This window comes from Niallia sp. FSL W8-0954 (assembly GCF_038005605.1).
In the GTDB taxonomy this organism is placed as follows: domain Bacteria; phylum Bacillota; class Bacilli; order Bacillales; family Cytobacillaceae; genus Niallia; species Niallia circulans_A.
In genome coordinates, this window is the sequence record NZ_JBBOTN010000001.1 from 4,283,410 (window position 1) to 4,309,509 (window position 26,100).

Genomic DNA, 26,100 nt, shown 5'->3' on the forward strand with positions numbered 1-26,100 from the left:
ACGTACATTTTATGGACAAATGGATTAAGGAAGCTAGTGCTTTTATCGAAAGGAAAACGACCAAAAATGCAATCGATATTGGTGCATCCTTCCCTCATGCAACAAAGCAGGGTAAGTATGATAAGGAAAGCCCTCAATGGTGGACAGCAGGATTTTGGCCTGGGATTTTGTGGAATGTCTATCACGCGACTAATGAATACGCTTTCAAGAATTTAGCCATTCAGCTTGAGCATAAGATGGATTACTTATTAAATAATCCAAACAAAGTGGATCACGATATAGGATTTATGTGGACACTCACGAGCTTAGCCCGATACCAAATAACTGCTGATGAAACAGCGAAGAATACAGCACTTCTTGCTGCTAATATGCTGCTCGCACGTTTTAATAGTGCTGGTCATTTCTTTAAAGCATGGAACAATTGGCATGGGACTAATGATAATAGTGGCATTGTTATCATTGACAGCATGATGAATATGGGATTGCTTTTCTGGGCATCTGAAGAAACCGGTGATCCTCGCTTTATGGTGGCTGCAAAAGCTCATTGCGATATGGTCTTAAAGCACTTTATTCGGAACGATGGTTCTGTTCATCAAATGGTTAGATTTAATTCTTTAACAGGTGAATTAATAGAAAAACTTGGCGGTCAGGGGTATTCAAAAAATAGTTCATGGTCTCGTGGATGTAGTTGGGCTATATTTGGTTTTGCGATTGCCTATCATTATACGAAAGAAGAACGCTACTTATCTAGTGCAATGAAAGTAACGAACCATTTCGCGTTACACCTGCAACATGACCCTATTCCTCTTTGGGATTTTCGAATTCCTTCCCATACTGATGGAACGAAATATGACTATCGAGATTCCTCTGCTTCTGCAATAGCTGCTTGTGGCACCTTATTAATTTCCCAATATGCACCTTTGGAGGAAAAAAGATTTTACTTAGCTTTCGGAAGGGACTTATTAAAACGACTATACGAACACGCAGCAACAATAGAAGATGATCAAAATCAAGCACTCATTATTCACGGAACAAGTCATTGGCCAGAGAAAAAAAATTTAGATACTGGCTTAATTTACGGAGATTACTTCTTTACGCAAGGTATCTATGCACTCAATGGTATTAACAATAACTTTTGGTTAGGAGATTCTTGGAATGTACTTTAATACAATTTAATTTAATTTAATGCTTAAGCTGTTGAAAGAACAATTTTTGATCCTGTGCCACACCTATATAGTATTTACTAAGACAATTCTTCCTGCTCTTTGCAGAAAGGTAAAAAAACCATAGCAATCCTGTAACACGAGAATCGCATGAGAAATCATACTCTTCCTATCATTATGGGGGAAGAGTCAAAAAGAAAACACTTACTCACTTGAAAACTAGTGGTCTATTAGAAAATAGTTTAAGAAAAAGTATCAATATACAAATTATATTTTTCGAAAGAGAGTGTTCATAATATGAGAAACTATAAAATTTCTAACTGGTTATTCTTTCAAGGCGATGATTCTAATGCTTGGCAAAAAGATTATGAGGATAAATCTTGGCAACCCGTAACCGTCCCACATGACTGGAGCATTACCATGCCATTTAGTAAAAATAATTCTAGTGGTACTGGTTATTTACCTGGAGGAATTGGCTGGTACAGATGTCATATCCCATTAACAGACTTTACCAATATCGATAATAGTGTTGTTCAATTGACCTTTGATGGTGTTTATAAGAATGCTCAAGTGTGGATTAATGGATACAATCATGGCATTCGACCATCTGGATACTCGTCCTTTACCTTTGATTTAACAGAAATTCTTCCGTATACACCAGATAATGAATTAGTCATTGCAGTAAGAGTTGACCATTCAGATATTGCTGATTCTCGTTGGTATAACGGATCTGGGATTACTAGAAATGTTTGGCTGGAAATACATGATTACATTTATATCCCAAAATACGGAACTACATTCTCTACACTAGAGACCAAAACAGATGTCTCCAACATTCGTATTCAGCATTTAATCACAAATACATATCCTGCTGCTAGTGATGTAAGAGTTGTGAACGAATTAGTTTCTATCGATGGGGAACAAACCTATTGTTTTGAAAAGAAAGTAAAACTAAATCCACAGGAAACGTCGAATATTACATTTAATGAAAAACTAGATAATCCCAAATTATGGACAACTGATGAACCAAATCTATATATGCTCCATACTCATCTATATTATGAAGCAGACGACAACAAAGTCCATTCAGCCTATACTAATCACGTAGGAATTAGAACTTCTCAATTTGATGTTAATAAAGGATACTTCCTTAATAACCAAAATATGAAATTAAAAGGTGTGTGCCTTCATGAGGATGCTGGCTGCTTTGGGACTGCTGTGCCTGTAAGTGTATGGGTAAGAAGGCTTTCTAAGTTAAAAGAAATGGGATGTAACGCAATTCGCATGGCTCACAACCCACATGCTCCTGAACTGTATACCCTATGTGATATTCTAGGTTTTCTAGTTATTGATGAAGCCTTTGATGAATGGGAAAACCCCAAAAACAAATGGTGGCAAGGGCATAATGTTTATCCACCTAAAATCGAAGGCTATGCTCATCATTTTCCAAATTGGCACCAAGATGATTTAAAAAATATGATCATCAGAAATAGAAATCATCCTTCCATCATTGCATGGAGTATTGGCAACGAAATTGATTATCCTAATGACCCCTATGCAAATCCTTTATTTGAAGAAATGACAGGTAATAATGATGCGAACAAACCAGCTCAAGAAAGAATTTATAATCCAAATAGGCCAGATACTACTAGACTCACAACAATCGCCAATAGATTAATTAAAACGGTTAAGTCGATTGATGATACAAGACCTGTAACTTTAGCTGCAGCTTTTCCAGAATTGTCCAGCCAAACTGGCTTATTAACTGAAGTCGATTTAATAGGATACAATTATAAAGAGCATCTTTATGAGGAACATCATAAAATGTTCCCAAACCAGCCAATCATAGGCAGCGAAAATGGACATGGATATTCACAATGGAAGATTGTTCGAGATACTTCTTATATATCAGGACAGTTCTTATGGACTGGTATCGATTATCTTGGAGAAGCTCATGGATGGCCCATACACGGATCCGCAGCAGGAGTATTAGATTTAGCCGGAAATGAGAAAACACGTTATTTTCTTCGGAAAAGCTGGTGGACAGAGGAACCTATGATTTATTTAGTTACTCGTCCATTAGAAACTAATACGAATAATCATTCTCAGATAAAGGAACTATCGAAAAAGTGGGATTACTGTATAGGTGAAAAAGTAGAGGTCATCTGTTTTTCCAATTGCGAGCAAGTTGAAGTAGAGCTAAATGGAAATAGGATACCATTAAAGTTTGATGAAGACTTTGGTTATTTTGTTACATATATAGCTGCAACAGAGTCTCCTATCAAAGCTTTGGGATACAAAGGAGATAAAGTAGTCGCGGAGGAATTAGCCCCTGTTTTATCCCCAGCACAATTAAAATTAGATATATGGGAAATACCAGAAATATATAAGAATGTCTTACAATCAGTGTTTCCTAATATAACTCAGGACGTCATCCAAATAGAGTGCTCCCTTCTAGATAGAAGTGGAAAGTTATCAGATTATAGTCAGAAAGTAGCCGTTTCTGTGCAAAATGGAAGACTCTTAGGAATAGAAAACGGAAAATTAGATGACATAACCGATTACACCGAGCCTTTTAGAACATCAAATCATGGTAAATTAGTTATCTATGTCCAAAAAAATGGGGATAGTGAAACTCAAGTAAAAGTGGAAACAGATGGAATCAGAGATACTTTATTTACTTTAAAAACAATTAATTAGCGATTAATATATTGCTGAAGCTTTAGTGCAACATATATACTGGATTTCCGCTTGCAGATACTCTAGAGGATAAATTATTCGTTTTTTAAACATTTTTCATAAAAATAAAAGGCCAAGTAAAAGTATTTCCACTTCTACTTGGCTTTTTTATGGAGAAAGTCCTCCGAAGAACGTTCCCTCTGCTTATTTCACTAGACTTTCTACTACGTCGTCAATGATTTGTGTATTGGCGATTGGACCCGAGTATAGCCAGCTTGTGTCTGGACCGTATTCATAAATGTTTCCTTTTTTCACGGCTGGAATATTAGACCATAAGGAATCTTTTAGCACTTCTGCTCCTTCGCCATCACTGTTGATTAAGAAAAGATGATCGGCATCCAATTGAGCTAGTTTTTCTAATGAAATAGCTGACCAGTTTCCTGTTGCGGTAGCGGATATTTCTTTTACTACTTCTGGAACCTTCAAGCCTAAATCGCCATATAGAACCGCTCCGCTTGATACATTTTCTCCCACAATAAATAATTTATTCGATACAAGCCAGATTGCTGCTGCTGATTCATCCTTAATAGATGCTTGAATCTTCCCTTTTGCATCTTCTGCCTTTTGGTCATAGTCTGCTAATACTTTTTCTGCATCGTCCTTTTTGCCAATTACTTCTCCAATTGTTTGAAGTCTCTTGCGCCAGTCGTTATTATTTTCCTTTGAAACAACATAAGTAGGAGCAAGTTTCGCGTATTGATCATATTTCGCTCCCTCTACTTGTGCGCCCGATGACATTAATACTAAATCAGGAGCAAAGCTGGACACTGCCTCATAAGGCAATGAAGAGTCAATAGTTGGAACATCTTTTAACGAGTCTTGCAGATAAGCTTGAACTCCTTTTCCTTCTCTAATGGACCATTGAGCAACTGGCGTTACCCCTAATGATACTAAATCATCTTCTAAGTAAGAACCGATAATTCTTTTTGGCTCTGCCGGAACTTTCACTTCATTTCCGATAGCATCTGTTAATGTTCGTTCCTTTGTTTCTTGGGAAGCACCATTTTCTTTATTGTTATTTTCTTTACTATTATTTCCACATGCCGCAAGAACAGTGAAAACTAGTAGTAAACAAATAAATAATACCGATTTCATTTTCCGGTTATTCATTACGTATCCTCCTAATAGGTTATGTTATATTTAAATTATAAATGATAACGATTATCACTTTCAATAATAATATCGATTTTCAATTAATTTTATAGTAAAATTAATTGAAATGTTTCCGATATCCATTATTATTTAACCATTTACATACTATTATTTACTATTTTTCTCTCTATTTTATTAGAAAGTGGGTTCCTCATGAGTAAAAGTAACTCTATTGAAAATGATCAAGCTGCCATATTTAGACCAAAAGCTGCCACTTTGGTTCTCATAATTGGTCTTATAATGCTTTTCTTTTCTATTTGCATGTCCATCATTTTAGGAGTAGCCGATATTAACCTATCAACAGTTATACAAGGACTATTTCATTTCGATAATACGTCCACTGCTCATCAAATTGTTTATCGTTTACGCCTGCCAAGAGCACTTGCTGCAACCTTTATCGGAGCAAGCCTTGCTGTATCTGGTGCCATTATGCAAGGGATGACGAGAAATGCACTCGCTTCCCCTTCTATAATGGGGGTAACATCTGGAGCTATGTTTGCTGTATCGATTGCCTTTGCTTTTCTGTCTGCTGTTTCCAATATGACTATTATGCTCTTTGCATTCATTGGCGCAGGTTTAGGGGCAGCTTTAGTCTTCTTGATTGGCGCACTCTCCAAAAGAGGATTAACACCAATGAAATTAGCACTCGCTGGTACTGCTATTAGTGCCTTTCTTGGTTCCATTTCCACTGGAATTGCCCTTCGCTTTGATGTAGCAAAAGATATTAGCTTTTGGTATGCAGGAGGAGTAGCTGGAGTACAATGGATTAATGTAAAATTACTTATCCCTGTAGCTATACTAGGACTAATTCTCGCTTTTTTCATTAGTAAATCTATTACCATTTTAAGTTTAGGTGAGGATATTGCTGCTGGTTTAGGCCAAAAGGTTGGTCTAGTGAAATTATTAGGGACGATTGTCGTTTTGCTTTTAACTGGTGCTGCTGTGGCAGTCGGGGGAACTATTGGGTTTGTAGGACTCGTTGTTCCCCATATTGTTCGTTTTATTGTAGGATCGGATTATCGATTAATTATTCCTTGTTCGGCAGTTGTTGGTGCTCTTTTGTTAGTGCTGTCAGATATCGTTGCCCGTTTGATTCACCCTCCTTTTGAAACACCATTAGGAGCGATAACAGCGGTAATTGGCGTTCCTTTCTTTCTATATTTAGCACGTCGAGAAGGGAGGGGGCTGTAATGTCTTCTTTAAAATTAGCGAACAAAAAAATATATATTGTTAGCACCACCTTACTTACTGCTCTCGTTTTAGTCTTTATTCTAAGTCTAAATATGGGAACCATAAAAATTAGTCCGATGGAAATGATAGAAGCTTTTACCGGTAAAGGCACTGTTCAAAACTTTAATATTCTATATAACTTTCGATTACCTCGTTCTGTAATTGCCGTTTTAATAGGAATGGGTATGGCGATTGCTGGAGCAATTTTACAAGGGGTTTCGCGAAATAGTCTAGCAGATCCAGGTATTATAGGCATCAATTCTGGAGCTGGATTTGCCGTTATCCTTTATATCTTCTTTATTCAAGGAAGTGCCTTTCAAGCAGGTCCATTATCAGTTTATATCATGCCATTTTTTGCACTTGCCGGAGCTCTAATGGCTGCTGCACTCATCTACATCATTGCATGGAAGGATGGGGTTACGCCTGTTCGCCTAGTATTGGTCGGTATCGGCATTAACGCTGCTTTCGGTGCTTTAATCATCATTTTTCAATTGATGATGGACCCCCGGGATTTTACTCAAGCAACAATTTGGCTTTCCGGAAGTATTTGGAGCGCAAGTTGGAGTTATGTTCTTGCCCTTTTACCGTGGATTCTTATTCTTGTTCCAATTGCAATTAGTAAATTCCAATCCATTAATTTACTACAGCTAGGTGATAATCTGGCAAAGGGTCTTGGTGTTTCGATTGAAAGAGAGCGAGGATTACTTTTGCTGCTTGCTGTCGGACTTTCAGGAGCATGTGTATCAGTTGGCGGAGGAATCTCTTTTTTAGGGCTTCTTGCACCACATTTAGCAAGAATGCTAGTTGGTCCAAAACACCAACGACTCCTGCCGATAGCGGCCCTAATAGGAGCACTTCTCCTGTTAACATCTGATATCATCGCCAAAAGTCTCATGGTTGGCTCAGAAATACCAGTTGGGCTCGTTCTATCCTGTTTAGGTGCTCCATATTTTATCTATCTTCTAATTAAAGAATAAGGAAGCAGAGCCACGGTTCCTGCTTCCCTTTTTATGGTAAAAGAATATCCCCCTCTTATTGAATCAGCAAGGAATGGACTTCTCGTATTTTTAATTTTGATATGTTTGCACGCTTATCTGTTCCAGAGAAATAGGCTAAATAGGATTCTCCGAATAATTCAATGCGAACAATTTTCTTTAAATTAACAAGAAAGGAACGATGGGTACGATAAAAATACCACGGCAATCTGTCTACGAAGGAGAGAAAGGTTTCTGACGTTTCATATGACTTCTTGATTGTATGTACCATTGTTTTTCGTGCGATTATTTCTATATACAAAATTTCTTCTATTGGGATATAAACAAATCGATTACTTAATTTAATTAAGATCCGCTTTCCCTTCCCTGTATGAATCTGTCTTCTACTTTTAGAATAAGAATCCTTTATTTTATATAAAAGGGATAGGAAGGATGATTCCATAATAGGCTTCTGCAAATAACCAACAGCTGAATAATTAAATGCTTCAATTGCCATTCTCTTATCCTTGCCTACTAAAATAAGCTGGAAATCGGGGAGATAATCTTTATAGGCACTATTAAAAATAGTGGAATGGATAGATGGTAAGTCATAATCAACAATTATAATATTAGGCTTCGCTCGATAAATTAATTCTAATAATTCTTCTCCAGTCTTTGCTTCTCCTATTATTTTAAAACTAGAATGGATAGCAATCAAATGATGGATAGATGAATTAATAGGCGAATCGATACAAGCTACCGCTATCGTTAGCGTTTCCATTCTTTCTCCTTTCTATATAAGACAACTACCTCCTGATGTTCCATCTCATTAACTCCCTATTCACTGATGAAACTATCGGAATCACCTATGCAGCACGAAGAATCAAAAAAGTATCGCATCCCCTGTATTTTTCCCTGTAATAGATACTCATCCAACAGCCCTTATTTAAATGCCTCATATAACCTTATGTAAATATAACTTTATTTTATTCATAATTTCAATGTCATTCTATGATTCTCCGACTTTTTATGATTCCTTTATATAAAAAAGCTGCCATAAGATGTTTGATCACATGTAAGTAGTTGAGATCTAAACACAATGATACGGCAGCGTGCTTTTTCTATAAAAAACATTTATGTTAGTCCTTGTTTTTAATAAATAATCCATTAAAAACTAATTATACCAACATCTCCGGCTTTCCTAATAGAAACCCCTGGCCAAAAGGAACCTTCAATGCTTTAGTCATCGCTAAATCTGTTTCCTCTTCTATTCCTTCCAAGATGACCTTCATCTTCTCATCCGCAAAATCCAATAATAAGTGCACCAGTTTTTGTTTTTCAGCAGAAAAAGCCAAATTGTTGGAAAAATAGCGATCTAGTTTAAGATAGCTAGGAGCAATCTCTAAGATTTTCTCAAAATTTGCTATTCCTTTCCCAAAATCATCTAAAGCTATTTGAAACTGATTGTCTTTTAGAAAGGCAATTTTCTCCTTAAAAAGAGGGGAATTCCATAGCTCTTCTTCTAATACCGTTTCATTTAATTCAAAGATAATCTTCCCATTCATGGCTGGGAATTTTTCAAGTAAAGATAGAATTAATGATTCAAATGATTCATGTATGATAGTCGATGGAAATATATTGATAAATAGTGGCTTCTTTCTTCTTGATGAAAGTATCTGGTAGTGTTCGATCGTATCGTTAATAAGAAAGGTATCTAATTCAGATAAATAATTCTCTTTTCTCGCATCAGCGAAGAAAGCTTCTAACGAGATGTCTGGCTCTTGGGATATACGTAGCAATGATTCATATCCAATGATTTTCCATTCTTTTATATTCCAAATTGGCTGATATACATGATAAAACTTTTTGCTTTTTAATCTTGTTATTATATCCACTTAGGGTATCCTCCAAAATAAACGAAAAGTCCTGATTTTTCAAATTTATCTAATCATACAAGTAAATTTACCGATTCTGTCAGTATTTGTCTATTGAACTTAACGCCATTTAGACATAATTTTAGTCATTTCTGTATGAAAAAGATACATTTTAAACAGAACTTTAGTCATTTTAGAGTAGCTACATAAAATTCCATGTTTCGACATATTTAATTTTATTTAAAAGATATAAAAGTACTAGCTAGCTTATAAAAACAAAGATACTCTTTCCTTTACCTCATTAATTTTCAACTTTGATATTTTCGCTTGTCTGTTTACTCCATCAAAATAAGCAATATACGTTTCCTTATAGGGACTAATTTCTGTCACCTTTTCTAGATTGATAATATAGGAACGATGCGACAAAAAAAATGTATCATCTAATTGCGGTAATAATTCTCCGATATTCTCCCGAGTCTCCACTATTTCTGCGTCCGTATATATAACACATTTCTTGCCTATTTTTTCAATAAAATATATTTCTTCCTTTTTAATATAATACACGCCTTTATTATATTTAACTGGTAAATTGTTGAAAGAATATCTTTCTCTCTTGCTCGCTATTACTCGTTTTGCTTTTTCAATAGCTTTAGATAAACGAAAACTTCTGAATGGCTTGACCAAAAAATCAATAGCATCTAATTCCAAGGCTGCTAATGCATGCTTCTCATCTTCTGCTAAAAAAATAAAATGAATTTGGTCCCCTAGTTGATAACATTGCTTCATGACTTCCAGTCCGTTCATAGATGGTAAATCGACTTCTGTTATTATCAAATCAGGCTTCCACTTCTTATATTGATAAACTAAATCATTGCCGTTATCACACATGACAATAATTTTTATATCCTTATGATCCTTTAAATAATAACGAATACGAGCGATCACTCGTTTATCTTTATCGGCAATCATTACCCTAATTAACATAGTAACTCCTTTCTCTATGTTTCTATTAAATACAACAGGATAGAGTTATTTTCTTAAAACTTCTTCTCAAAAATCAATGTTTTTATCATTGCAAATAGTTAAGCAACTGAACTATTTTAACATGTTCCTTTTCTTTAAACCAAACAAAAGTCTTTAGTGAATCCTCCTACTTTTGCCATAAAAAAAGGGCGACTATAATAGTGACCCTTTCCACTTGCACTTATGAATGCTTTTCCAATCCTTCAATAAAAGTAGAAACCAAATAATGAAAGCTTTTATCTACCTCTATCGGCATGCCAAATCCTTGTTGATTTTCAATAGAGGCAAATCCATGAAGAATGCTCCTTAGCCCACGAATGGCATGAATGGTCTCTTCTTCGTTTAAGTCATATGGCTTTAATACTTCTATTAATAATTGAATGATTTGATTTGCAGCTGTTTGAATTTCCTCTCCTTTCTTCGATTCTGACTCGATAGTTAACATGTAGAGCCCTGGCTGCTCTCTAGCATAGGTTAAGTAGGCAAAACTTAGATTATGGATAGTCTCTTCTTTTCCCCCTTCCATTATTGCTTTCTTTAATAATTGATATAAACTTTCTAATGCTCGCAATGTTAACAGATTCATAATATCAGGAAGCCCCTTGATATGATTATAAAGGGATGGAGATTTAACCCGAAGCCGCTTAGCTAAATTAGCTATCGTTACTTCCTTTAATCCTTCCGTATTGGCAATTTCGATTGCCGTGACAATAATATCATTATGTGTTATTCCTGCTCTTGGCGTCATATTTATCCTCTTTCCTTTTGGAGTAATGATTCTATCAAAGGCTGTGGATTTTCGAGTAGATCTCCATGCCCAGTAGCTAAAAGACTAACATTTAGAGACATCACTTTCTTCGCACTTTCAATGGCTTTCTCTTTATTCCAGGTTGCCATTGCTGGAAAAGGAAAGAAAGACCGAAATTGACCACTTATAGCAAAGCCTCCTCTTGTATGAAAAGCATCTCCTGTAATCAAACTAGTATCTCGTTTATCGAGAAAACCAAAGCTCCCTGGTGTATGTCCTGGTAAAGAAATACTTATTAGTGAACCAATTTGATCCCCCTCTTTTATTAGCACATCTGGATTTGTCTTGATATTTTTAGGTAAACCGCCTTTTAAAACAAAGGGTTCCTCTTGCTTGTCAATAGTATGATCCCCGCCTAATATGCGAGCATCCCGTACAGATATATAGACTTTCACATCTGGTAATCTTTCTTTTAGAGCATCTAATGATCCAATATGATCTCCATGAGCATGAGTAAGAATAATCTTCGTAATCGGTTTATTCAGTTTTTCAGCAAATGCGAGAATTTTTTTATAACTAAAAGGCAAAGCTGTATCAATTAATGTTAATTCTTCCCCTTCCTCGACGAGATAGCAGTTCACTGGAAAAATTCTTGGCAAAAAAGTCAATTGATATAAATAATTATGGTGGATAATTCTCAATAGTCAAACCTCCTGATTAGAAAACTAATGGTATTAGTTTTATTTTAACTAATGCCATTAGTTTTAGCAAGTCATTGTTTTCAAACAAAAAAATACTCTTCATCATACGAGAGTATTCTAAAAAAACAGCTTATGATTTGTTATCCTTTTAAATCTCTCTTTTTTTGCCGCAACGTACACACTTATTGGAGTAATAGCTAAATTTATGGCGTCTTTTAAAAAAACAGATAATGGAACCTAGTCTCACTTTATCATCTCCATCCCCCAATAAATAACTCAAGTATTCAATTATCTTATTCTGTGATGTTACGACTTTGAAAGATTTAAGCCGCTTCTATATATTGTATTCATTATATAACAACATATTAATAAGATAAAAGGTAACACTGTAAATTTACTGTATATTTTTAATATTTCAATAGTGATTTGTACAGCAACTTTTCTCTTTACTTATTTTATTTATATCATGCATAAAATATGTAAGATTTCATCTATTAAAAAAAATATTTTTCTAACAATCAATAGGATTTATTTTCAGCATCTTGTATATAATAAATCATTGGTGAAAGCATAATATTTGAATTAAAAAGTGTCTGGTGGTAAGTTTTTTAGATAAACATATATTTTTTTTATGAAAGAAGGCAAGAATATGAAGGATCTATTTTCTCCTTTTTCTTATAAAGGATTAGAATTAAAAAACCGAGTGGTAATGCCTCCAATGTGTCAATATTCAGTGGAGAAGAAAGATGGAATTGCAACGGATTGGCATTATGTTCATTATGTAAGCCGTGCGATTGGCGGTGCTGGATTAATCATTATTGAAATGACTGATGTAGAACCAGATGGCCGTATTACAGATAACGATTTAGGTTTATGGTCTGATGAGCAAATTGCACCATTGAAACGTATTGTCGATGCTTGTCATCAATATGGCGCAAAAGTGGGTATACAAATTGCACATGCTGGTAGAAAAGCAGAAGATGCTCCACAACCAGTATCAGCTTCTGCTATTCCATTTGATGATAAATCAAAAACTCCAAGAGAATTAACAACAGAAGAAGTAAAAGAAATGGTAGAAAAATTCCGCCAAACAGCTGCCCGTGCAATAAAAGCTGGTTTTGATACTATCGAGATTCATGGTGCACATGGATACTTAATTCATCAATTCCAATCTGCCTATACAAATAAACGTACAGATGAATATGGTCAAGATTTAACGAAGTTTGGTGTAGAAGTCATTAAAGCAGTGAAAGCAGAAATGCCGACTGACATGCCACTAATCATGCGAGTTTCTGGTAAAGAGTATGTAGAAGGCGGATACGATATTGAAGACAGTGTTGCTTTTTCTAAAAAATACGAAGAAGCTGGAGTAGACATTTTCCATGTCAGCGCAGGTGGAGAAGGCCCAATTGCAGCTGCTGGCAGACCTGGGACTCATGTTGCCTACCAAGTTCCTCTAGCTCGTGCATTTAAACAAGAACTAAATGTGCCTGTTATTGCTGTTGGAAGACTAGATTCAGCAGAATTAGCAAACTCTGTTATTGGTAATGAAGATGCAGACCTTGTTGCGGTAGGAAGAGGAATGCTTCGCAACCCATATTGGACAATCGAAGCAGCGACACAATTACGTAAAGAAACAGAAATGCCAAAACAATATGCTGTTGCCTTTCCAAAAAGATAAAAAATCCCAAAGTGCCTGAGAAATGATCTCGGGTGCTTTTTTGTGGGGAGTCGGAGGGAAGGTTCTTCTGTTTCCATTTAGACTTGCTATTAAATAAGGATTCTATAGAACCATCCCTCCATTTTTCTTACATACCAGTTTTATACTTTTTTTCACTTGAAGATGTATTTTTGGTGTCATGTTTTGCCTTTTCTTCTCTTTGTTCTTCTTTTAAATCTTCCATTGGAATGGGATCAACTGTCTGCTCTATCTCAAACTTATCAAATAAACTTTCATTTTCTGTAGGATACTGTTCTGGATTATCCATATTCAGCTGCGTCTTATTCGAGGTAGATTTCCCTTTATTCTCAGCCATCAGCGTCACCTCCCTATTTATATTATTTATACCCGAGTTTCATAGAAAGTACTCCGAGGTTCTTCTGTTTCCCATGGTAATAATCGGGAACGCAACCTTCTCTCTGTCTGCCATTAATCTCCTATTTATTTAAAATAATTATTAGTTTATAATTATTTTAAAAGGAGGCTGAATAATGGCTAAACAAGCACTTATCAATAAACAAAAACGTACTGCTAAATATAAAGTACAAGAATATACGCGATGCGAACAATGCGGAAGACCTCATTCTGTATACCGCAAATTTAAATTATGCCGGATTTGCTTAAGAGAATTAGCTTACAAAGGCCAAATTCCTGGACTAAAAAAAGCAAGCTGGTAATATAGAGGAGAATCATGGGGATAGTTTTTACTGTTGCCTTTTCGTGTGTCTCTTCAAAAAAAAAGAAATGGTAGGTCTGTCCCCTCGCTTCTCTCCTCTTTACTGTTCCTTTCTTACTGCCCATCCTAAAACTCCACTTACCAAATACCCAAATAATCCCACTTTTTCCTATTACATTAACGTTTAATCTGCTTTAAATCGTCTATATATAAGAAAAAAGGAGGCGTTATAGATGGTTAAAAATGAAGATTTAAAAAACAAAACAGTGGATCGTGATTTTAAAATAACAGAGGAACAAAAAGAGAAACAGCAAGAAAAGAAAAAAGAGGATAAAGAGAAATAATAATCATAAAAAGGGTACTTGCTTCAGGAGCTAGTACCCTTTTTATGATTTAATTCTTTGCTGAACTTTTATTTTCCCTCTACTACTTCTCTCAATATTTCATAAGAGCGTTTCTGTTTTTCAGGATCAAAAATATAAGAAACTGCCATGATTTCATCGACATTAAAGCGTTCCTGAAAAGCTGTAAGCTGGTTGCGAACGGAATCTTTGCTTCCTAAAAGAGTCACGCTAGACATGGATTTGGCCATTTCTTCTTCCTGTGGATTCCAAAGACCATCTAAACTATCCATTGGTGGCTGAAGCGGCATTTGTGTTCCGCGCACAACATTTAGGAAAAATTGATGAGTAGACGTCTGTAAAACAGCTGCCTCTTCATCTGTTTCGGCGGCAATCAGATTTAAACAAACCACCATATATGGCTTATCCAAATACTTCGAAGGTTTGAAACGCTCACGATAAATCTTGATTGCATCTGCCATATATCTCGGTGCAAAATGAGAAGCAAACACATAAGGCAGTCCTAGACTTGCCGCTAAGTAAGCTGAATCAGTAGAAGAACCAAGAATATATATCGGTACATTTGTACCAACACCTGGATGTGCTTTTACATAGCCTTGATCCTCTTCAGGTCCAAAGTACGTTAGAAGAGCATTAACATCCTCTGGGAAGGTATAGACGGAATCCTTTTGCGAACGTCTTAATGCACTCGCAGTCAGCATATCAGTTCCAGGTGCTCTACCAAGTCCTAAATCTACTCGATTTGGATAAATCGTTGCCATCGTTCCAAACTGTTCGGCGACAACTAATGGAGAATGGTTTGGAAGCATCACGCCGCCAGATCCTACGATAATACTGTCTGTGTGTTCAAGCGTATGCTTAATGAGAATAGCTGTTGCCGAACTAACAAGTGTAGATGTATTATGATGCTCTGCAATCCAATAACGTTTATAGCCCATTTTCTCTGTTGCTTGAGCTAAATCCACCATTGATTCAATAGCTTCTTTAGAAGTTTGTCCCTCTCGAATCGGGGCAAGGTTTAATACGGATATAGGTATATTTAAATTTGCCATTTTGCAAGATCCTTTCTTATTTAAGTCATTCTTAATCATATCAATTGCCTTACAGGAAAAAAAATTATTTGCTTGCGGAGCACCACAGGAATAGAAAAAGAAGGATAAATAGCCATATAACTCATGAAAATATTGTTCCCTATTCAGTCACAAACATCCTTATGATCCACTCTAAAAGAAGCAGAAGATACTCCCCTCTGCTTCTATTTATACCATTGGATAGTTTGGGCTATACCGGTTTGAAATGTAAAAGTTGGCTGCCAGCCTAAAGCTGTTATTTTTGTTGGATCGATGGCATATCGTTTGTCGTGGCCGAGGCGGTCAGGGACGAATTCGATTAGATCTTCTGACTTACCTAGTGTGTTTATAATGGTTCTTACTACTTCTAAGTTTGTTCGTTCATTATGTCCACCAATGTTATAGACTTCTCCATTTTCGCCTTTATGGAGCACTAAATCGATGGCTGCACAGTGATCAAATACATGTAGCCAGTCACGAATATTCTTCCCGTCTCCATATATAGGAATCTTTTGATCGTTTAAAACACGAGAAATCGTCAAGGGGATTAATTTCTCAGGAAATTGATAGGGTCCGTAATTATTCGAACAACGGGTAATATTAATTGGTAAACCATATGTTTGATGAAAGGCACGAACAAGCATATCTGAAGATGCTTTACTTGCACTATAGGGACTATTGGGTTGAAGTGGGCTATCTTCCGTAAAGAAAGAAGTGAAATCGAAGTCTAATTCTCCATATACTTCATCGGTTGAAACATGTAGAAACTTTGTTACGCCAATTGTTTTTGCCGCATCTAATAATACTTGCGTGCCAAGAACATTTGTCCTTACAAAAATTTCTGGATTTGTAATGGAGCGATCAACATGGCTTTCTGCTGCAAAATGTGTTACGTAGTCGAACCTCTCTTTTTCAAAAAGAGCAAGGATGGTATCTCTATCTACAATATCTGCCTTAATAAAATGATAATTCTTCTTTCCTTCTATTGTTTTATGCTTTATTAAATCGCCTGCATATGTTAGTAAATCCAAATTATAAATTTCATAATCCGGATATTTATTCACCATATATTGAACAAAATTTCCTCCAATAAACCCTGCCCCACCTGTTACTAAGACCTTCTTTCTCCCCATTTCACTTACCTCCTTCTCTTTTTTTATATATAAAGCATTTATCTCTCTTTACCATTGGAATACAGTATGTCTATATTTATTATAATGAAAATTATCCTGCCAATATAGACAAACAAAAAACACTGCTTTCTTCAGTTTTTTTGTTCATCCATATAAGAAAGAGCGGTTGGGTTATAAAAAGAAATTCCTATACTTGTAATTTGCAATTCATTGCATCCTTTTAGCAAAGACAGAGACAGGAGAATTGTCCCCCTAAAAAAGGTACTAGCTATTTTCAGCTAGTACCTTTTTATCCTTCTTTATTGTAAATTCTCACTCAACATATCATGCACTTTCGTTTTTTCTTCTTCTGGAACATTTAAATAATAGGTTTGTCCAGGAGGAGTGCCTTGTCCTTTTACTTCATATTGCTCTACAGATTTTCGCACATCACGGTAATTTTTCTGTATGGTCATCATTTGATCAAACGTAATGTTTGTTTTTACATTTGCTCCAAGGGCATCTAGTATTTCATCAAAATGAGCTACTGTTGATATTCCTGTGGCCTTGTCAATAATAGCTGTAATGACTTCCCGCTGTCTATCGTTTCGACCAAAATCACCATTTGGATCTAGATGACGCATTCTAACAAATCCCAATGTTTGTGGACCATCTAATGTTAAAGTTCCTTTTTTATAATGATAGCCTTTTTTATAATATCCTTCATCAATCCAATCCAAGTCATTTTGAACTGTAATTCCCCCAATGGCATCAACTAAATCACTTAGCGCTTCCATATTTACTTGGATATAATAATCCATTTTAACACCTGTAAAATTTTCTACTGTATCTTTAGCCATTTTCACCCCGCCATAAGCATAGGCAGAATTGATTTTTGTTACTCTCCCATCTCCAATAATTTCTGTTTTTGTATCACGAGGAATACTTACCATCTGCATTTTATCTTTATTTGGATTCAAAGTCATGACGATGAGAGTATCCGATCTTCCTACATCACCTTTTCTTTCATCCACACCCATAAGCAAAATAGAAATGGGTTTTGTATTATCAAGCTTTTCTTCTCTTGCTTTTTTTTCTAAATTCGAATCACCCTCAAGAGGATTATACATTTTGTTTGCTGTCTCTTCTACGCTATGATATAGATAAAACACATAAGACCCTAATCCAATAACAAGTATTCCAATAATTACTCCTAAAGTAATCCATATCTTTTTCTTTTTGCTTTTCCTTGTTCTCATTCTCGCTCTCACTTTCCTTGTTAAATTTTCGCTCATCCATTTTATTATAAAAAAATGAGAAAATGATGAAAATAAGGATGATTCTCCTAAATTTTCTAACAAGAAAGCAGGAGAACCGTCCCTCTCTATCCTTAATAAACTCGTTTGGCTCCAACGTAATACTGGGACCAATAGGAGTTATCGATGAAGCGGAGATAGATTGGTTTATTCCCCTATAAAATCCTACATAGGAAATGATCTCTGTTGAATTAACTATAAAGAATGCTAAATCGTATAGCCGCAAATTAATCTAATACTTAACTTCCATCCTTAGTATGTATTCAAAAAGACTATTCTACTGCGAACAGAACCAACCAATTCATGGTAATTATCACTCTGTATCCCTCTAATTCCCATATGTAATTTTATTTAAAGGTGAAAAAATAAAAGGGTAAAAACTTTATATACAAAAGGAGAAAATATAATGAAGATTAAAAATACGTTTTCTGTCCTTGCATGCATGAGTTTTCTTGTGCTAGCAGGATGTAATAATAATGATCATGAAGCTTCAGATATGAATATAGATCGTTATAATGACTCTACAATTTCTAGCTTAAAAACAAATGTAAATAGTAAGAAATATCCGCATACACAACCTGTAAAAATACAAAATGCTAAATACGAATTTCGAACAATTGTCGGAACGTATGATTCAAATAATCCAAATGCAACAAATAAACAACAAGTGCAAAAAGCCACTCCACAACAGCAACAGGCTACAGAGCAGCAACAAGCAAATCAAGGTGCACAACCAGGTGCTCAATCTGCTCCGCAAACAACACCTAATAATACAGCAAAAAAAGAACCAAGTAACTTTGTGTCGGAAGTTATCGACTTAACAAACGCTGAAAGAAAAAAACAAGGACTTCCTGCTTTACAAGCGTATCCGGAATTAAACAACGTAGCAGATATGAAAGCGAAAGATATGAATGACAAGGGATATTTCTCCCATACAAGTCCTACTTATGGATCGCCATTTGACATGATGAGAGACTTTGGAATTACGTACGAGTCAGCCGGTGAAAACATTGCACAAGGACAACGTTCACCGGAAGAAGTAGTCAACGCTTGGATGAATAGTGAAGGTCACCGTGCCAATATCCTAAATGATAAGTACACACATATCGGTGTTGGTTTTGATGAAGGCGGTTATGAATGGGTGCAAATGTTTGTTAAAAAGTAAGGATAGCAAATGATAAAACATTATCATTTCTAGGAAAGCAAAAAAGACACAATTAGCAAGGCTAGTTGCGTCTTTTTTGTTATAAATTATACTTTCTGATTAAATAGGTTGGTGTGCAACTCGAAAAAATGAATTTAATGTTGAATAGAACGAGATCGATTATTCTTCTATTTATAAATGAGTTATTATTGTTTAAAAAAAATTAATTGTTATAGACTTTTTATTCTGTTTCCTCGATGTAACTCATTATTAAATAGCTAAGATTAACCTTCTCTTCATTGTTCTTATGCGCATCAATATACTTTAGAAATACCTGTCTTATTTCTTCGTTAAGGTTATTCCATTCAGTTTTCGGAATCGCTACTTCTGTAATTAAATTGGCTACTCCTTTTCTATCTTTTGATGGATCTTCAACAGTTTGTTTTAATGCATCTATAGCTCGATTTATATAGGGATATAGGTTGTTAAGCATATCAGGGTTATTGTGTAAATCTTCAGGAGATAAGTTTATCACTTTTCTCGTCCATTCTGCTGCCTTGTAATACTTTTGAATAATATTCCCGAGTTTTTCCTCTTTTACTACTTTTACTAACCCAAGTTCTTCTAGCTTTTTCATATGATAATACAGCCTTGATTGTTTTTCTTTCATTTCTTCCGCTATGTGTTTTATTGCTTTTGCTTCATACTCAATCGAATGTAGAATAGATCTTTTTTTTTCATCAAAGAAGACTTTCGCGATCTCCATTTCCTGTTTTTCCATTATCTGTTATCCTCTCTCTATCCATTCTTCCATTTTATTATATCTTAATTTCTTATTGACTAAAAATTTTTCACTCGTTAAAATAATTTTTAACGATAAAATTTATTTTAATAATAAAAAGGATGTTGATAACATGAAAACAACGATCGCTCTAAATAAAAAACAGGCCACCTTCCATTTATGGACGATTACCTTTAGTAATTTCATTTCTAGTTTTGGATCTCAGATTTATTCATTTATCGTTAGTTTTTCTATTTTACAATTAACAGGTTCTGCTTCTAGTTTTGCGATGAACTTACTTTGTGGTGTTTTGCCAAGAATTATAACGGCTCCATTCGCTGGATCCTTCACAGATCGATTTTCAAGAAAAAAAATAGTCATTTTCTCTTATATTGCTACTTCATTGACAATTTTCATCATGTTGATATCCTTTCTAACCCTCGGGCTTAACTTACCATTTCTATACTTAGGAACCGCTCTCTTCTCTTTAACTGCAACTTTTTCAGACATCGGTTTTAATGCATCTATTAGTGGATTAATCGATAAAGAGAGAATCCAAAGATCAGTATCTCTAAATTCAAGTTTTGACTCCATTGCAGCAATTATCAGTCCAGTATTAGGAGGGGTTTTATACCAATTTATTCCTATTTATACCTTTCTTGTTATTTATATGATTACAACAGTAATAGTTATTATTCTACAATTAAGTATGAACTTTAACTTATATTCCATAGAAAAAGCAATAAAAGAAACAGGTAAGAAAGAAACTATTTGGCAGAATATGTATGCTGGTCTACTCTATGTAAAAACAAAACCAGTAATAATTTCTATTGTTTCCTTTAGCATGGTTGCAAATTTGCTGGGTGGAGCATTTGGCATTGGTTACTCCTTTGTGCTAATTAATAACTTGAGTATGTCTTCACAAGTATTTGGACTCATAGAAAGTGCTTTTGCTGTGGGGATGCTTATTACTTCTATCTATTTATCGATTCGACCAGAAATTAATTATCCGTTATTAGTTACAAAGTTCGGTGCTAATTTAATGGGGCTTATTCTTATAATTTTTGCTCTACCAGTTCTTTTTCACCTATCTTCTATTTTTCTACTTGTTTATTATTTCATCCTAATGCTACTCCTAGGTATTATTCAAATTTTTGTAAATACACCAATCAATGTAATGTTGCAAACAGAAGTGGAAGATGAATATAAAGGGAGAGTTTTTTCTATTATTCGAACCGGAGCGCAATCTTTAGTCCCTATTGGTACAATTCTTTTTGGCTTTCTTTTTGATTGGCTACCCGCATATTGGGTATTTGGAATTTCTGGTTTATTCCTTATTCTTACAAGCCTATATTTCGCCAGACCAACTATCGTGCGGCAAGCGTATCCAGATTATGTAGGTAGAAGAAAGCAGGAGAACAGCACTACTGTAGCCAATTCGAGATTATTTTATGTAAAAAAACGCGACTAGTAGGACAATAAAAATGTTTGGTTGGGCGACAGTTTTATTTCGGAAAAACGTCCCCGTCCTGTTGATTACTGGAGTGGCAATAACTGGTCTTGGCATTTATGGAATCTTGGCACAACCAAATGCCACTCAAACACAATAAGCACTATCCTACATCGAAATAAGCTTCATCTAGGAATCAGTAGAATCTGATTCCTTTTTCTTTACTGTAAGTTTAAGAACACGTTTCCTCCAAGCATCTCTTCATAGCGTAGCTGCGCTTTTTCTCCTTTTTTCACTAATCCAGAGATATAGCCTTCTTTTTCGTTTCCTACATACATTTCATAACTAAATTCAGGATCGGTTGTACCGAGAATGTCACCACTATATATATCCCCATTTTCACTAACCATTTCGAAATTCATTATTCCGTCAATATAAAGGGACAAATCTTTTGTAGCCGATTCAGTAAACTTCACTTTTGTTTTCGCTAAAAGCCATTCATATCCATCTGGCGCAGGCTCATTGAATTCATTCATAGATTTCAATTTTTGATAAGCATCCTCTCCGCGTGTCACTTCCAATACAGTTAAATCAAATTTTATGGGAAAGGACTCCCCTTTGTCATTATATAGTTCATCTTCAACCGTTACTGTCTTCTTAAATGGGACTGGATTGGTTCGAGAGCCGAGCTTCGACTTTGCTTCTTCTTTCTTATCTGACTTTTTTTTCTGCACTTCTTCTTGAGCTTCATCACTCTCTTTCATTTTTACATCCTTGGTATCTTGTCCACATCCTCCAAGAATAGTGATAATAAATAAACTAGTTAGACACAGCTTAAATGTATTTGGTAGATTCTTTTTCATGTTCATTCTCCTTACTTGCTCTATATTAAAAACGACCTTCTATTTATTTCGAATCTTCTTCTAAATCATCAGGATAAATAGTTTCATCCAAAACGTCTTTTGTAGCCTCGTCTTTTGTCAAAATCTTGACCTGATAATCATCGGGGTCTACTCCACTATACACTTGATACATCATGCCTGTTATTCCAAGGGTAAAAATAGCAAAACTATCCATACTATCTTCATATTTCTTTTTATCAACCACTAACGTAAATTCAGAAAATGCTTTATTATGCGTGATATCCTTAATCGACACATAATCATCACTCTCTTTTATTTCCTTAATGGATTCTTCTAAAGAAGCTTCCATTTCCTTCATCATCTCTTTATGCTTTGCCTTAGACATTTTATAGGTAAGGGAACCATCTTCATTTTTAGTAACTTTAATGCCCTCTTTTTCTACATCGGCAATTACGGAATCAATATCTTCCCCTTCAAACAAAGAGGCTGGCAGTGTGATTTCAACATTTGAAAGACCTTTATCCACATTCATCTTTTGTTCATCTGCTTGTTTGTTATTATCCGTATTTTCCTTTTTATCCTTATCTGCTGAACAAGCAACAAGCAATATCATACATACTGCTAGAAAAGCATACGTAAATTTCCTCATAAAAAATCCGCCTCCAAATCATTTTTGACAGAACCATTTCCATTATTATTCCTTTTTCCTATTTTCCAATACATCTAAAAAAGAAGCATAGAGATGGTTCTTCCGAAGACATAACTTCAGATGATCCGTCCCTCTGCTTCCCTTAAACGAGTAATAATTCCTTCATTTCTTTTTCTGCTTTGCTCAAACTACTTAACCAGCTTTCCACAAACTTAACACCGTCGATTAATTCAACATTTAATCCTTTGGCATATTCATAAGCTGCCGGTGTAAAGCTGCCTGTTGTAATAACATATCCACCTTGAGCTCCTCGTTTGATTATATTCGAATGAATCAGGGCAATTGAATCAAATGGTAAATCTTCTTGATAACATTTTACTTGCCCAAGAAACAATCCTTTTTCTGTTTCATGTTCAAAGTCTACTCCAAAATCACCTGTTGGAGGAGTCACCCATGTCGATCCGCCTCTTGTCTTCTCCATAATTTCCGCAGCAAACCTTTCAAATTGGAGAGGATCTTGTTTTAAATAAATGGAAGAATAGTCCTTGTCTTCTTCCTCTTTACAAAACCTCAAATAAAGCCCCATCGCCAAAGTCTTTTTTAACTCGTCACTTGACTCGATATGATTAGCCAATAGAGCAGTCTGATATTCATTTTCTTTTTTCGTCCATAAATATTTCATAAAAGCCAAGATTAAAAGAATTGCTACTATAATCTCTATGTAGAACATTGCACAACACTCCCTGCATTATTAAAGGGTAAACAGGAATGCTGCTTTTTATACCGCCATTTGGTATTTAAATCTAATCTCCGTTACTTAATTTGCGCCATTCTTCCGTTTAATAACATATCAATATGGGGAATATTATCTTCTAAATACACTTCAGATATGGCTTGAAAGCCAAAAGACTGATAAAAGTTCCGCAAATAGTCCTGTGCCTGGATTTTTATCCTCTCTTCTTTTAACTCTTGCTTGGTATAATCAATTCCGCGACTTACAAGCTCTTCTGCAAACCCTTGTCCTCTATATTCTTTCTTCACAAAAATCCTCCCTAAAGAAGCCTCTGGATATGACACCCCTGGAGGTAAAATTCTTAAATACGCAACAATCTCCCCCTGTTTTTCAGCAAAAAGATGATACGATTCTAAATCCTTTCCATCTACCTCTAAATAAGGACAATTTTGCTCCACCACAAAAACAGCGGTTCTCTCTTTCAGAAGCGTATATAATTCCACATTTGTTAACTCATTAAATTTCTTTATATGCCATTTCACCTGTATATTTCCCCCTCTTTAGTCCTGAGAGGACCGATCGTACTAAAGGTATATCTCAGTAGTACCGTCCCTCCGCTTCCGCCATTTTCCTCCTCAGCTCAGCTGCCACCTCTGTTGGATTTTCAATTTGGAAAATGACATAGCGATACTTCTCATGGTTATCCAATTCGATGATTACGACTGGAATCCTTCCTTCGTAAGATAAAAAGTACCATTCATCTTGGTATTTATAAGAGCCCTCATATATATTTAACGGCGAAATAGAAGTTCCAGGCATACGAATCATCCATTTCGGTGGATCAAAATAATCAACAAACACACTTTTAATCATTCTATAGGGCAGCTTCACTTTATGCTTGAAAGTGAACAGCATCATTAATCCTCTTATCTTCAGTACTGCAGCATCCTCTTCAAAAATAATTTCCCTGTTCATTTGACTCCCTCCTAAAGAATGTCTCTATGTATTTACGAATTAACCAGGATTATGTTTCATCTACTATTGTATTGCCCTAGATAGCATTTTCCAAATTAAACGAAAAAATGCTATGTTTTATAAACAGCCTAAACTAAACTGAATAGTAAAAGATAGTGAAAAGTGTTTTAGCAAAAGGAGGGTGTTCCTAGGGAAGAAATTAGCAAACTAGGAACAGAGGGATGGTTTGAGGGGAGTGGAACAGTCTTTTTTCTTTAATGAGAATGTGTGAACAAGCTTCAAGAGGAAGTAGCACCAATAATTTTAAAATAATAGAAATGTAAAGAGGATAGTACGGCTGCTATCTAGTGAAGCTTGCGAAGAATCTGGCCACTCAGGGGTACTGCCGCGTCCCCTTTTCATTATTTAGAAGGAATAAAAGATTTGTTGTGGTTATCCTGACTGGCTACCGCATCGTCCGTAATTGTCGGAACACCTAATTTTCTCGGAGTAGCGTGTCGGTAGCACATATTTATAAACCAAACAGATTATAACTGATTGAGCTTGCTAACAGGCTCTTCTCCATTTTCTATACGTTTTATATTCTTTATAAAGAAGTCATATCTTTTTTTATGAAATTTCCGACCATCAGGCATTCCTGCTGTATGGGGAGTAAGTATCACATTACCCAGATTCCGGAGCTCACTGTCAATAGGAAGCGGTTCGGATTCAAAAACATCCAGGCATGCAGCTTTATTGATCAGGTGTTTGGTTTGCTGATTCAAAGGTACATGTACACTGACTATGTCCGATGTGCTTAGAAGTCTCAAGCTATTGTAAGCTATTGGTTAAAAACAATGGCGTAGGAAATGGGGACCATTTGATTGAGTGAAAAAAGGGGTACCAAAAAATCTGTCCCCCTCTTAGAAAGTCTCGAAATATATAGTTATCCTACTTAGCAAATGCTTCAAAATAAATCTTTTATTGGCAACTTCAGTTAGCGATACTTAGTTCTTTCCTCCATTCAATCATTTCCGCAATGAGCAATTTAATTGTTTCTGTACTCATAAATTGATCTTCTGCATGCATTAATAAAATGGAGAATTCTGTTTTATTACCCGCAGCCTCATTTTTAATTAATTCACCATGAATTTTATGACCTTCAACCAAAAGGTCTGATCCTTCCTTCATCAATGAAGCTGCACTGGAAAAATCACCATTTTTCGCTTGAGCTAGTGCTTCTATAAACTTTGTCTTCGCCATTCCTACATTCCCAATGATTTGAAAAGCAATTAGTTCTATTCCTTCCATTCCTATCCCTCGCCATCTAATAAACTATTTTTCTATCATTTCTAAAGCGGTCTCCAGAACTGCCGCTCCGTTTACTCTTCCATAATCAACAAAATCAATGACAGTAACAGGAATACTATTACCGACTACTTTCTCTGTATTGCTTTTTAAATATCCTACCTGTGGTCCCAATAAAATAATATCTGCTTTTTCCCAGTTTTCATGTAATTCTGCATCTGAAACTGCCCAAATATTTACCTCCATGCTCTGGTCTTTTGCCGCCTGCTTCATTTTTTCTACTAAAAAACTTGTAGACATTCCTTGATTACATACTAATAAAATATTTTTCATACAAACCACTCCTCCTATAGAATAG

Annotated in this window: 28 protein-coding genes; 9 read left to right on the top strand and 19 right to left on the bottom strand. The window is 35.4% G+C overall.

Annotated elements, in window-relative coordinates; translation table 11 throughout:
- Positions 1 to 11 precede the first annotated feature (11 nt).
- Both NX902_RS20915 and NX902_RS20920 read left to right on the top strand, forming a co-directional pair.
- Positions 12 to 1,166: a glycoside hydrolase family 88 protein gene (locus tag NX902_RS20915; protein ID WP_095329789.1), complete on the top strand. Its 1,155-nt coding sequence runs from the start codon at positions 12 to 14 to the stop codon at positions 1,164 to 1,166.
- Positions 1,167 to 1,460: 294 nt separating this feature from the next.
- Positions 1,461 to 3,863 carry a glycoside hydrolase family 2 TIM barrel-domain containing protein gene (locus tag NX902_RS20920; protein WP_341160968.1) on the top strand — a complete coding sequence of 801 codons (2,403 nt, stop codon included), beginning with the start codon at positions 1,461 to 1,463 and terminating at the stop codon, positions 3,861 to 3,863.
- Between the two features lie 183 nt (positions 3,864 to 4,046).
- Here NX902_RS20920 and NX902_RS20925 read toward each other — a convergent pair whose 3' ends face one another.
- A complete protein-coding gene (locus tag NX902_RS20925; RefSeq protein WP_172859992.1) occupies positions 4,047 to 5,012 on the bottom strand; it encodes an iron-hydroxamate ABC transporter substrate-binding protein in 966 nt (321 codons plus the stop codon).
- Positions 5,013 to 5,207: 195 nt separating this feature from the next.
- On the opposite strand from NX902_RS20925, the gene NX902_RS20930 reads away from it, so the two are divergent.
- Together NX902_RS20930 and NX902_RS20935 are read left to right on the top strand one after the other, a co-directional pair.
- A complete protein-coding gene (locus tag NX902_RS20930; RefSeq protein ID WP_095329786.1) occupies positions 5,208 to 6,245 on the top strand; it encodes a FecCD family ABC transporter permease in 1,038 nt (345 codons plus the stop codon).
- A complete protein-coding gene (locus NX902_RS20935; protein ID WP_095329785.1) occupies positions 6,245 to 7,261 on the top strand; it encodes a FecCD family ABC transporter permease in 1,017 nt (338 codons plus the stop codon). The genes NX902_RS20930 and NX902_RS20935 overlap by 1 nt, the downstream gene beginning before the upstream one ends.
- 55 nt (positions 7,262 to 7,316) lie before the next feature.
- Here NX902_RS20935 and NX902_RS20940 read toward each other — a convergent pair whose 3' ends face one another.
- The 5 genes from NX902_RS20940 to NX902_RS20960 all read right to left on the bottom strand — a co-directional run bounded on the left by NX902_RS20940 (position 7,317) and on the right by NX902_RS20960 (position 11,604).
- Entirely contained in the window at positions 7,317 to 8,039 is a 723-nt protein-coding gene (locus NX902_RS20940) for a LytR/AlgR family response regulator transcription factor (RefSeq protein WP_095329784.1), read from the bottom strand.
- Between the two features lie 397 nt (positions 8,040 to 8,436).
- Positions 8,437 to 9,153 (bottom strand): EAL domain-containing protein, encoded by a 717-nt coding sequence (locus tag NX902_RS20945; protein WP_095329783.1) that lies wholly within the window; start codon positions 9,151 to 9,153, stop codon positions 8,437 to 8,439.
- Between the two features lie 246 nt (positions 9,154 to 9,399).
- Entirely contained in the window at positions 9,400 to 10,116 is a 717-nt protein-coding gene (locus NX902_RS20950) for a LytR/AlgR family response regulator transcription factor (RefSeq protein WP_095329782.1), read from the bottom strand.
- A 220-nt stretch (positions 10,117 to 10,336) separates the two neighbouring features.
- Positions 10,337 to 10,903 (bottom strand): TetR/AcrR family transcriptional regulator, encoded by a 567-nt coding sequence (locus NX902_RS20955; protein ID WP_172859389.1) that lies wholly within the window; start codon positions 10,901 to 10,903, stop codon positions 10,337 to 10,339.
- A 2-nt stretch (positions 10,904 to 10,905) separates the two neighbouring features.
- On the bottom strand, positions 10,906 to 11,604 hold the full coding sequence (locus NX902_RS20960; RefSeq protein WP_095329780.1) for an MBL fold metallo-hydrolase: 699 nt from the start codon (positions 11,602 to 11,604) through the stop codon (positions 10,906 to 10,908).
- 649 nt (positions 11,605 to 12,253) lie between these two features.
- Between NX902_RS20960 and NX902_RS20965 the strand changes: the two genes are divergently transcribed.
- A complete protein-coding gene (locus NX902_RS20965) occupies positions 12,254 to 13,285 on the top strand; it encodes an NADH:flavin oxidoreductase/NADH oxidase (protein WP_095329779.1) in 1,032 nt (343 codons plus the stop codon).
- A 127-nt stretch (positions 13,286 to 13,412) separates the two neighbouring features.
- Here NX902_RS20965 and NX902_RS20970 read toward each other — a convergent pair whose 3' ends face one another.
- The gene (locus NX902_RS20970) at positions 13,413 to 13,640 is read right to left on the bottom strand and encodes a hypothetical protein (protein ID WP_123258326.1); all 228 of its coding nucleotides are present in this window, start codon (positions 13,638 to 13,640) and stop codon (positions 13,413 to 13,415) included.
- 175 nt (positions 13,641 to 13,815) lie between these two features.
- Here NX902_RS20970 and NX902_RS20975 point away from each other — a divergent pair, with 175 nt between their 5' ends.
- The gene (locus NX902_RS20975) at positions 13,816 to 14,001 is read left to right on the top strand and encodes a type Z 30S ribosomal protein S14 (RefSeq protein ID WP_047944445.1); all 186 of its coding nucleotides are present in this window, start codon (positions 13,816 to 13,818) and stop codon (positions 13,999 to 14,001) included.
- Positions 14,002 to 14,412: 411 nt separating this feature from the next.
- On the opposite strand, the gene NX902_RS20980 is transcribed toward NX902_RS20975, so the two are convergent.
- The 3 genes from NX902_RS20980 to NX902_RS20990 form a co-directional block, all read right to left on the bottom strand.
- Complete coding sequence (locus NX902_RS20980; protein WP_303984967.1) at positions 14,413 to 15,414, bottom strand: LLM class flavin-dependent oxidoreductase; 1,002 nt, start codon at positions 15,412 to 15,414, stop codon at positions 14,413 to 14,415.
- A 203-nt stretch (positions 15,415 to 15,617) separates the two neighbouring features.
- Positions 15,618 to 16,565, bottom strand: a complete 948-nt coding sequence (gene rfbB / locus NX902_RS20985) for a dTDP-glucose 4,6-dehydratase (RefSeq protein WP_341160969.1) — start codon at positions 16,563 to 16,565, stop codon at positions 15,618 to 15,620.
- A gap of 299 nt (positions 16,566 to 16,864) precedes the next feature.
- A complete protein-coding gene (locus NX902_RS20990) occupies positions 16,865 to 17,803 on the bottom strand; it encodes an LCP family glycopolymer transferase (protein ID WP_172859390.1) in 939 nt (312 codons plus the stop codon).
- Between the two features lie 463 nt (positions 17,804 to 18,266).
- On the opposite strand from NX902_RS20990, the gene NX902_RS20995 reads away from it, so the two are divergent.
- Positions 18,267 to 19,025, top strand: a complete 759-nt coding sequence (locus NX902_RS20995) for a CAP domain-containing protein (protein WP_144544563.1) — start codon at positions 18,267 to 18,269, stop codon at positions 19,023 to 19,025.
- A gap of 220 nt (positions 19,026 to 19,245) precedes the next feature.
- Here the strand turns inward: NX902_RS20995 and NX902_RS21000 are convergent, their stop codons facing one another.
- Positions 19,246 to 19,785 carry a winged helix-turn-helix domain-containing protein gene (locus NX902_RS21000; RefSeq protein WP_172859391.1) on the bottom strand — a complete coding sequence of 180 codons (540 nt, stop codon included), beginning with the start codon at positions 19,783 to 19,785 and terminating at the stop codon, positions 19,246 to 19,248.
- 133 nt (positions 19,786 to 19,918) lie between these two features.
- Here NX902_RS21000 and NX902_RS21005 point away from each other — a divergent pair, with 133 nt between their 5' ends.
- Positions 19,919 to 21,256: an MFS transporter gene (locus tag NX902_RS21005; protein ID WP_172859392.1), complete on the top strand. Its 1,338-nt coding sequence runs from the start codon at positions 19,919 to 19,921 to the stop codon at positions 21,254 to 21,256.
- 13 nt (positions 21,257 to 21,269) lie between these two features.
- Positions 21,270 to 21,395 (top strand): hypothetical protein, encoded by a 126-nt coding sequence (locus NX902_RS21010; RefSeq protein ID WP_268926807.1) that lies wholly within the window; start codon positions 21,270 to 21,272, stop codon positions 21,393 to 21,395.
- A 61-nt stretch (positions 21,396 to 21,456) separates the two neighbouring features.
- Here the strand turns inward: NX902_RS21010 and NX902_RS21015 are convergent, their stop codons facing one another.
- The 8 genes from NX902_RS21015 to NX902_RS21050 all read right to left on the bottom strand — a co-directional run bounded on the left by NX902_RS21015 (position 21,457) and on the right by NX902_RS21050 (position 26,075).
- Positions 21,457 to 22,098 carry a hypothetical protein gene (locus NX902_RS21015; RefSeq protein WP_095329766.1) on the bottom strand — a complete coding sequence of 214 codons (642 nt, stop codon included), beginning with the start codon at positions 22,096 to 22,098 and terminating at the stop codon, positions 21,457 to 21,459.
- A gap of 43 nt (positions 22,099 to 22,141) precedes the next feature.
- Positions 22,142 to 22,747: a hypothetical protein gene (locus tag NX902_RS21020; protein ID WP_095329765.1), complete on the bottom strand. Its 606-nt coding sequence runs from the start codon at positions 22,745 to 22,747 to the stop codon at positions 22,142 to 22,144.
- A 142-nt stretch (positions 22,748 to 22,889) separates the two neighbouring features.
- Positions 22,890 to 23,477 carry a restriction endonuclease gene (locus tag NX902_RS21025; protein WP_095329764.1) on the bottom strand — a complete coding sequence of 196 codons (588 nt, stop codon included), beginning with the start codon at positions 23,475 to 23,477 and terminating at the stop codon, positions 22,890 to 22,892.
- A gap of 83 nt (positions 23,478 to 23,560) precedes the next feature.
- On the bottom strand, positions 23,561 to 24,022 hold the full coding sequence (locus tag NX902_RS21030; RefSeq protein ID WP_095329763.1) for a GNAT family N-acetyltransferase: 462 nt from the start codon (positions 24,020 to 24,022) through the stop codon (positions 23,561 to 23,563).
- Positions 24,023 to 24,077: 55 nt separating this feature from the next.
- On the bottom strand, positions 24,078 to 24,455 hold the full coding sequence (locus tag NX902_RS21035; protein WP_095329762.1) for a hypothetical protein: 378 nt from the start codon (positions 24,453 to 24,455) through the stop codon (positions 24,078 to 24,080).
- Positions 24,456 to 24,982: 527 nt separating this feature from the next.
- Positions 24,983 to 25,264 carry an NAD(P)-dependent oxidoreductase gene (locus NX902_RS21040; RefSeq protein WP_268877115.1) on the bottom strand — a complete coding sequence of 94 codons (282 nt, stop codon included), beginning with the start codon at positions 25,262 to 25,264 and terminating at the stop codon, positions 24,983 to 24,985.
- Positions 25,265 to 25,427: 163 nt separating this feature from the next.
- Positions 25,428 to 25,745 (bottom strand): PTS lactose/cellobiose transporter subunit IIA, encoded by a 318-nt coding sequence (locus tag NX902_RS21045; RefSeq protein ID WP_095329761.1) that lies wholly within the window; start codon positions 25,743 to 25,745, stop codon positions 25,428 to 25,430.
- A gap of 24 nt (positions 25,746 to 25,769) precedes the next feature.
- Positions 25,770 to 26,075: a PTS sugar transporter subunit IIB gene (locus tag NX902_RS21050; protein ID WP_095329760.1), complete on the bottom strand. Its 306-nt coding sequence runs from the start codon at positions 26,073 to 26,075 to the stop codon at positions 25,770 to 25,772.
- Positions 26,076 to 26,100: the final 25 nt, after the last annotated feature.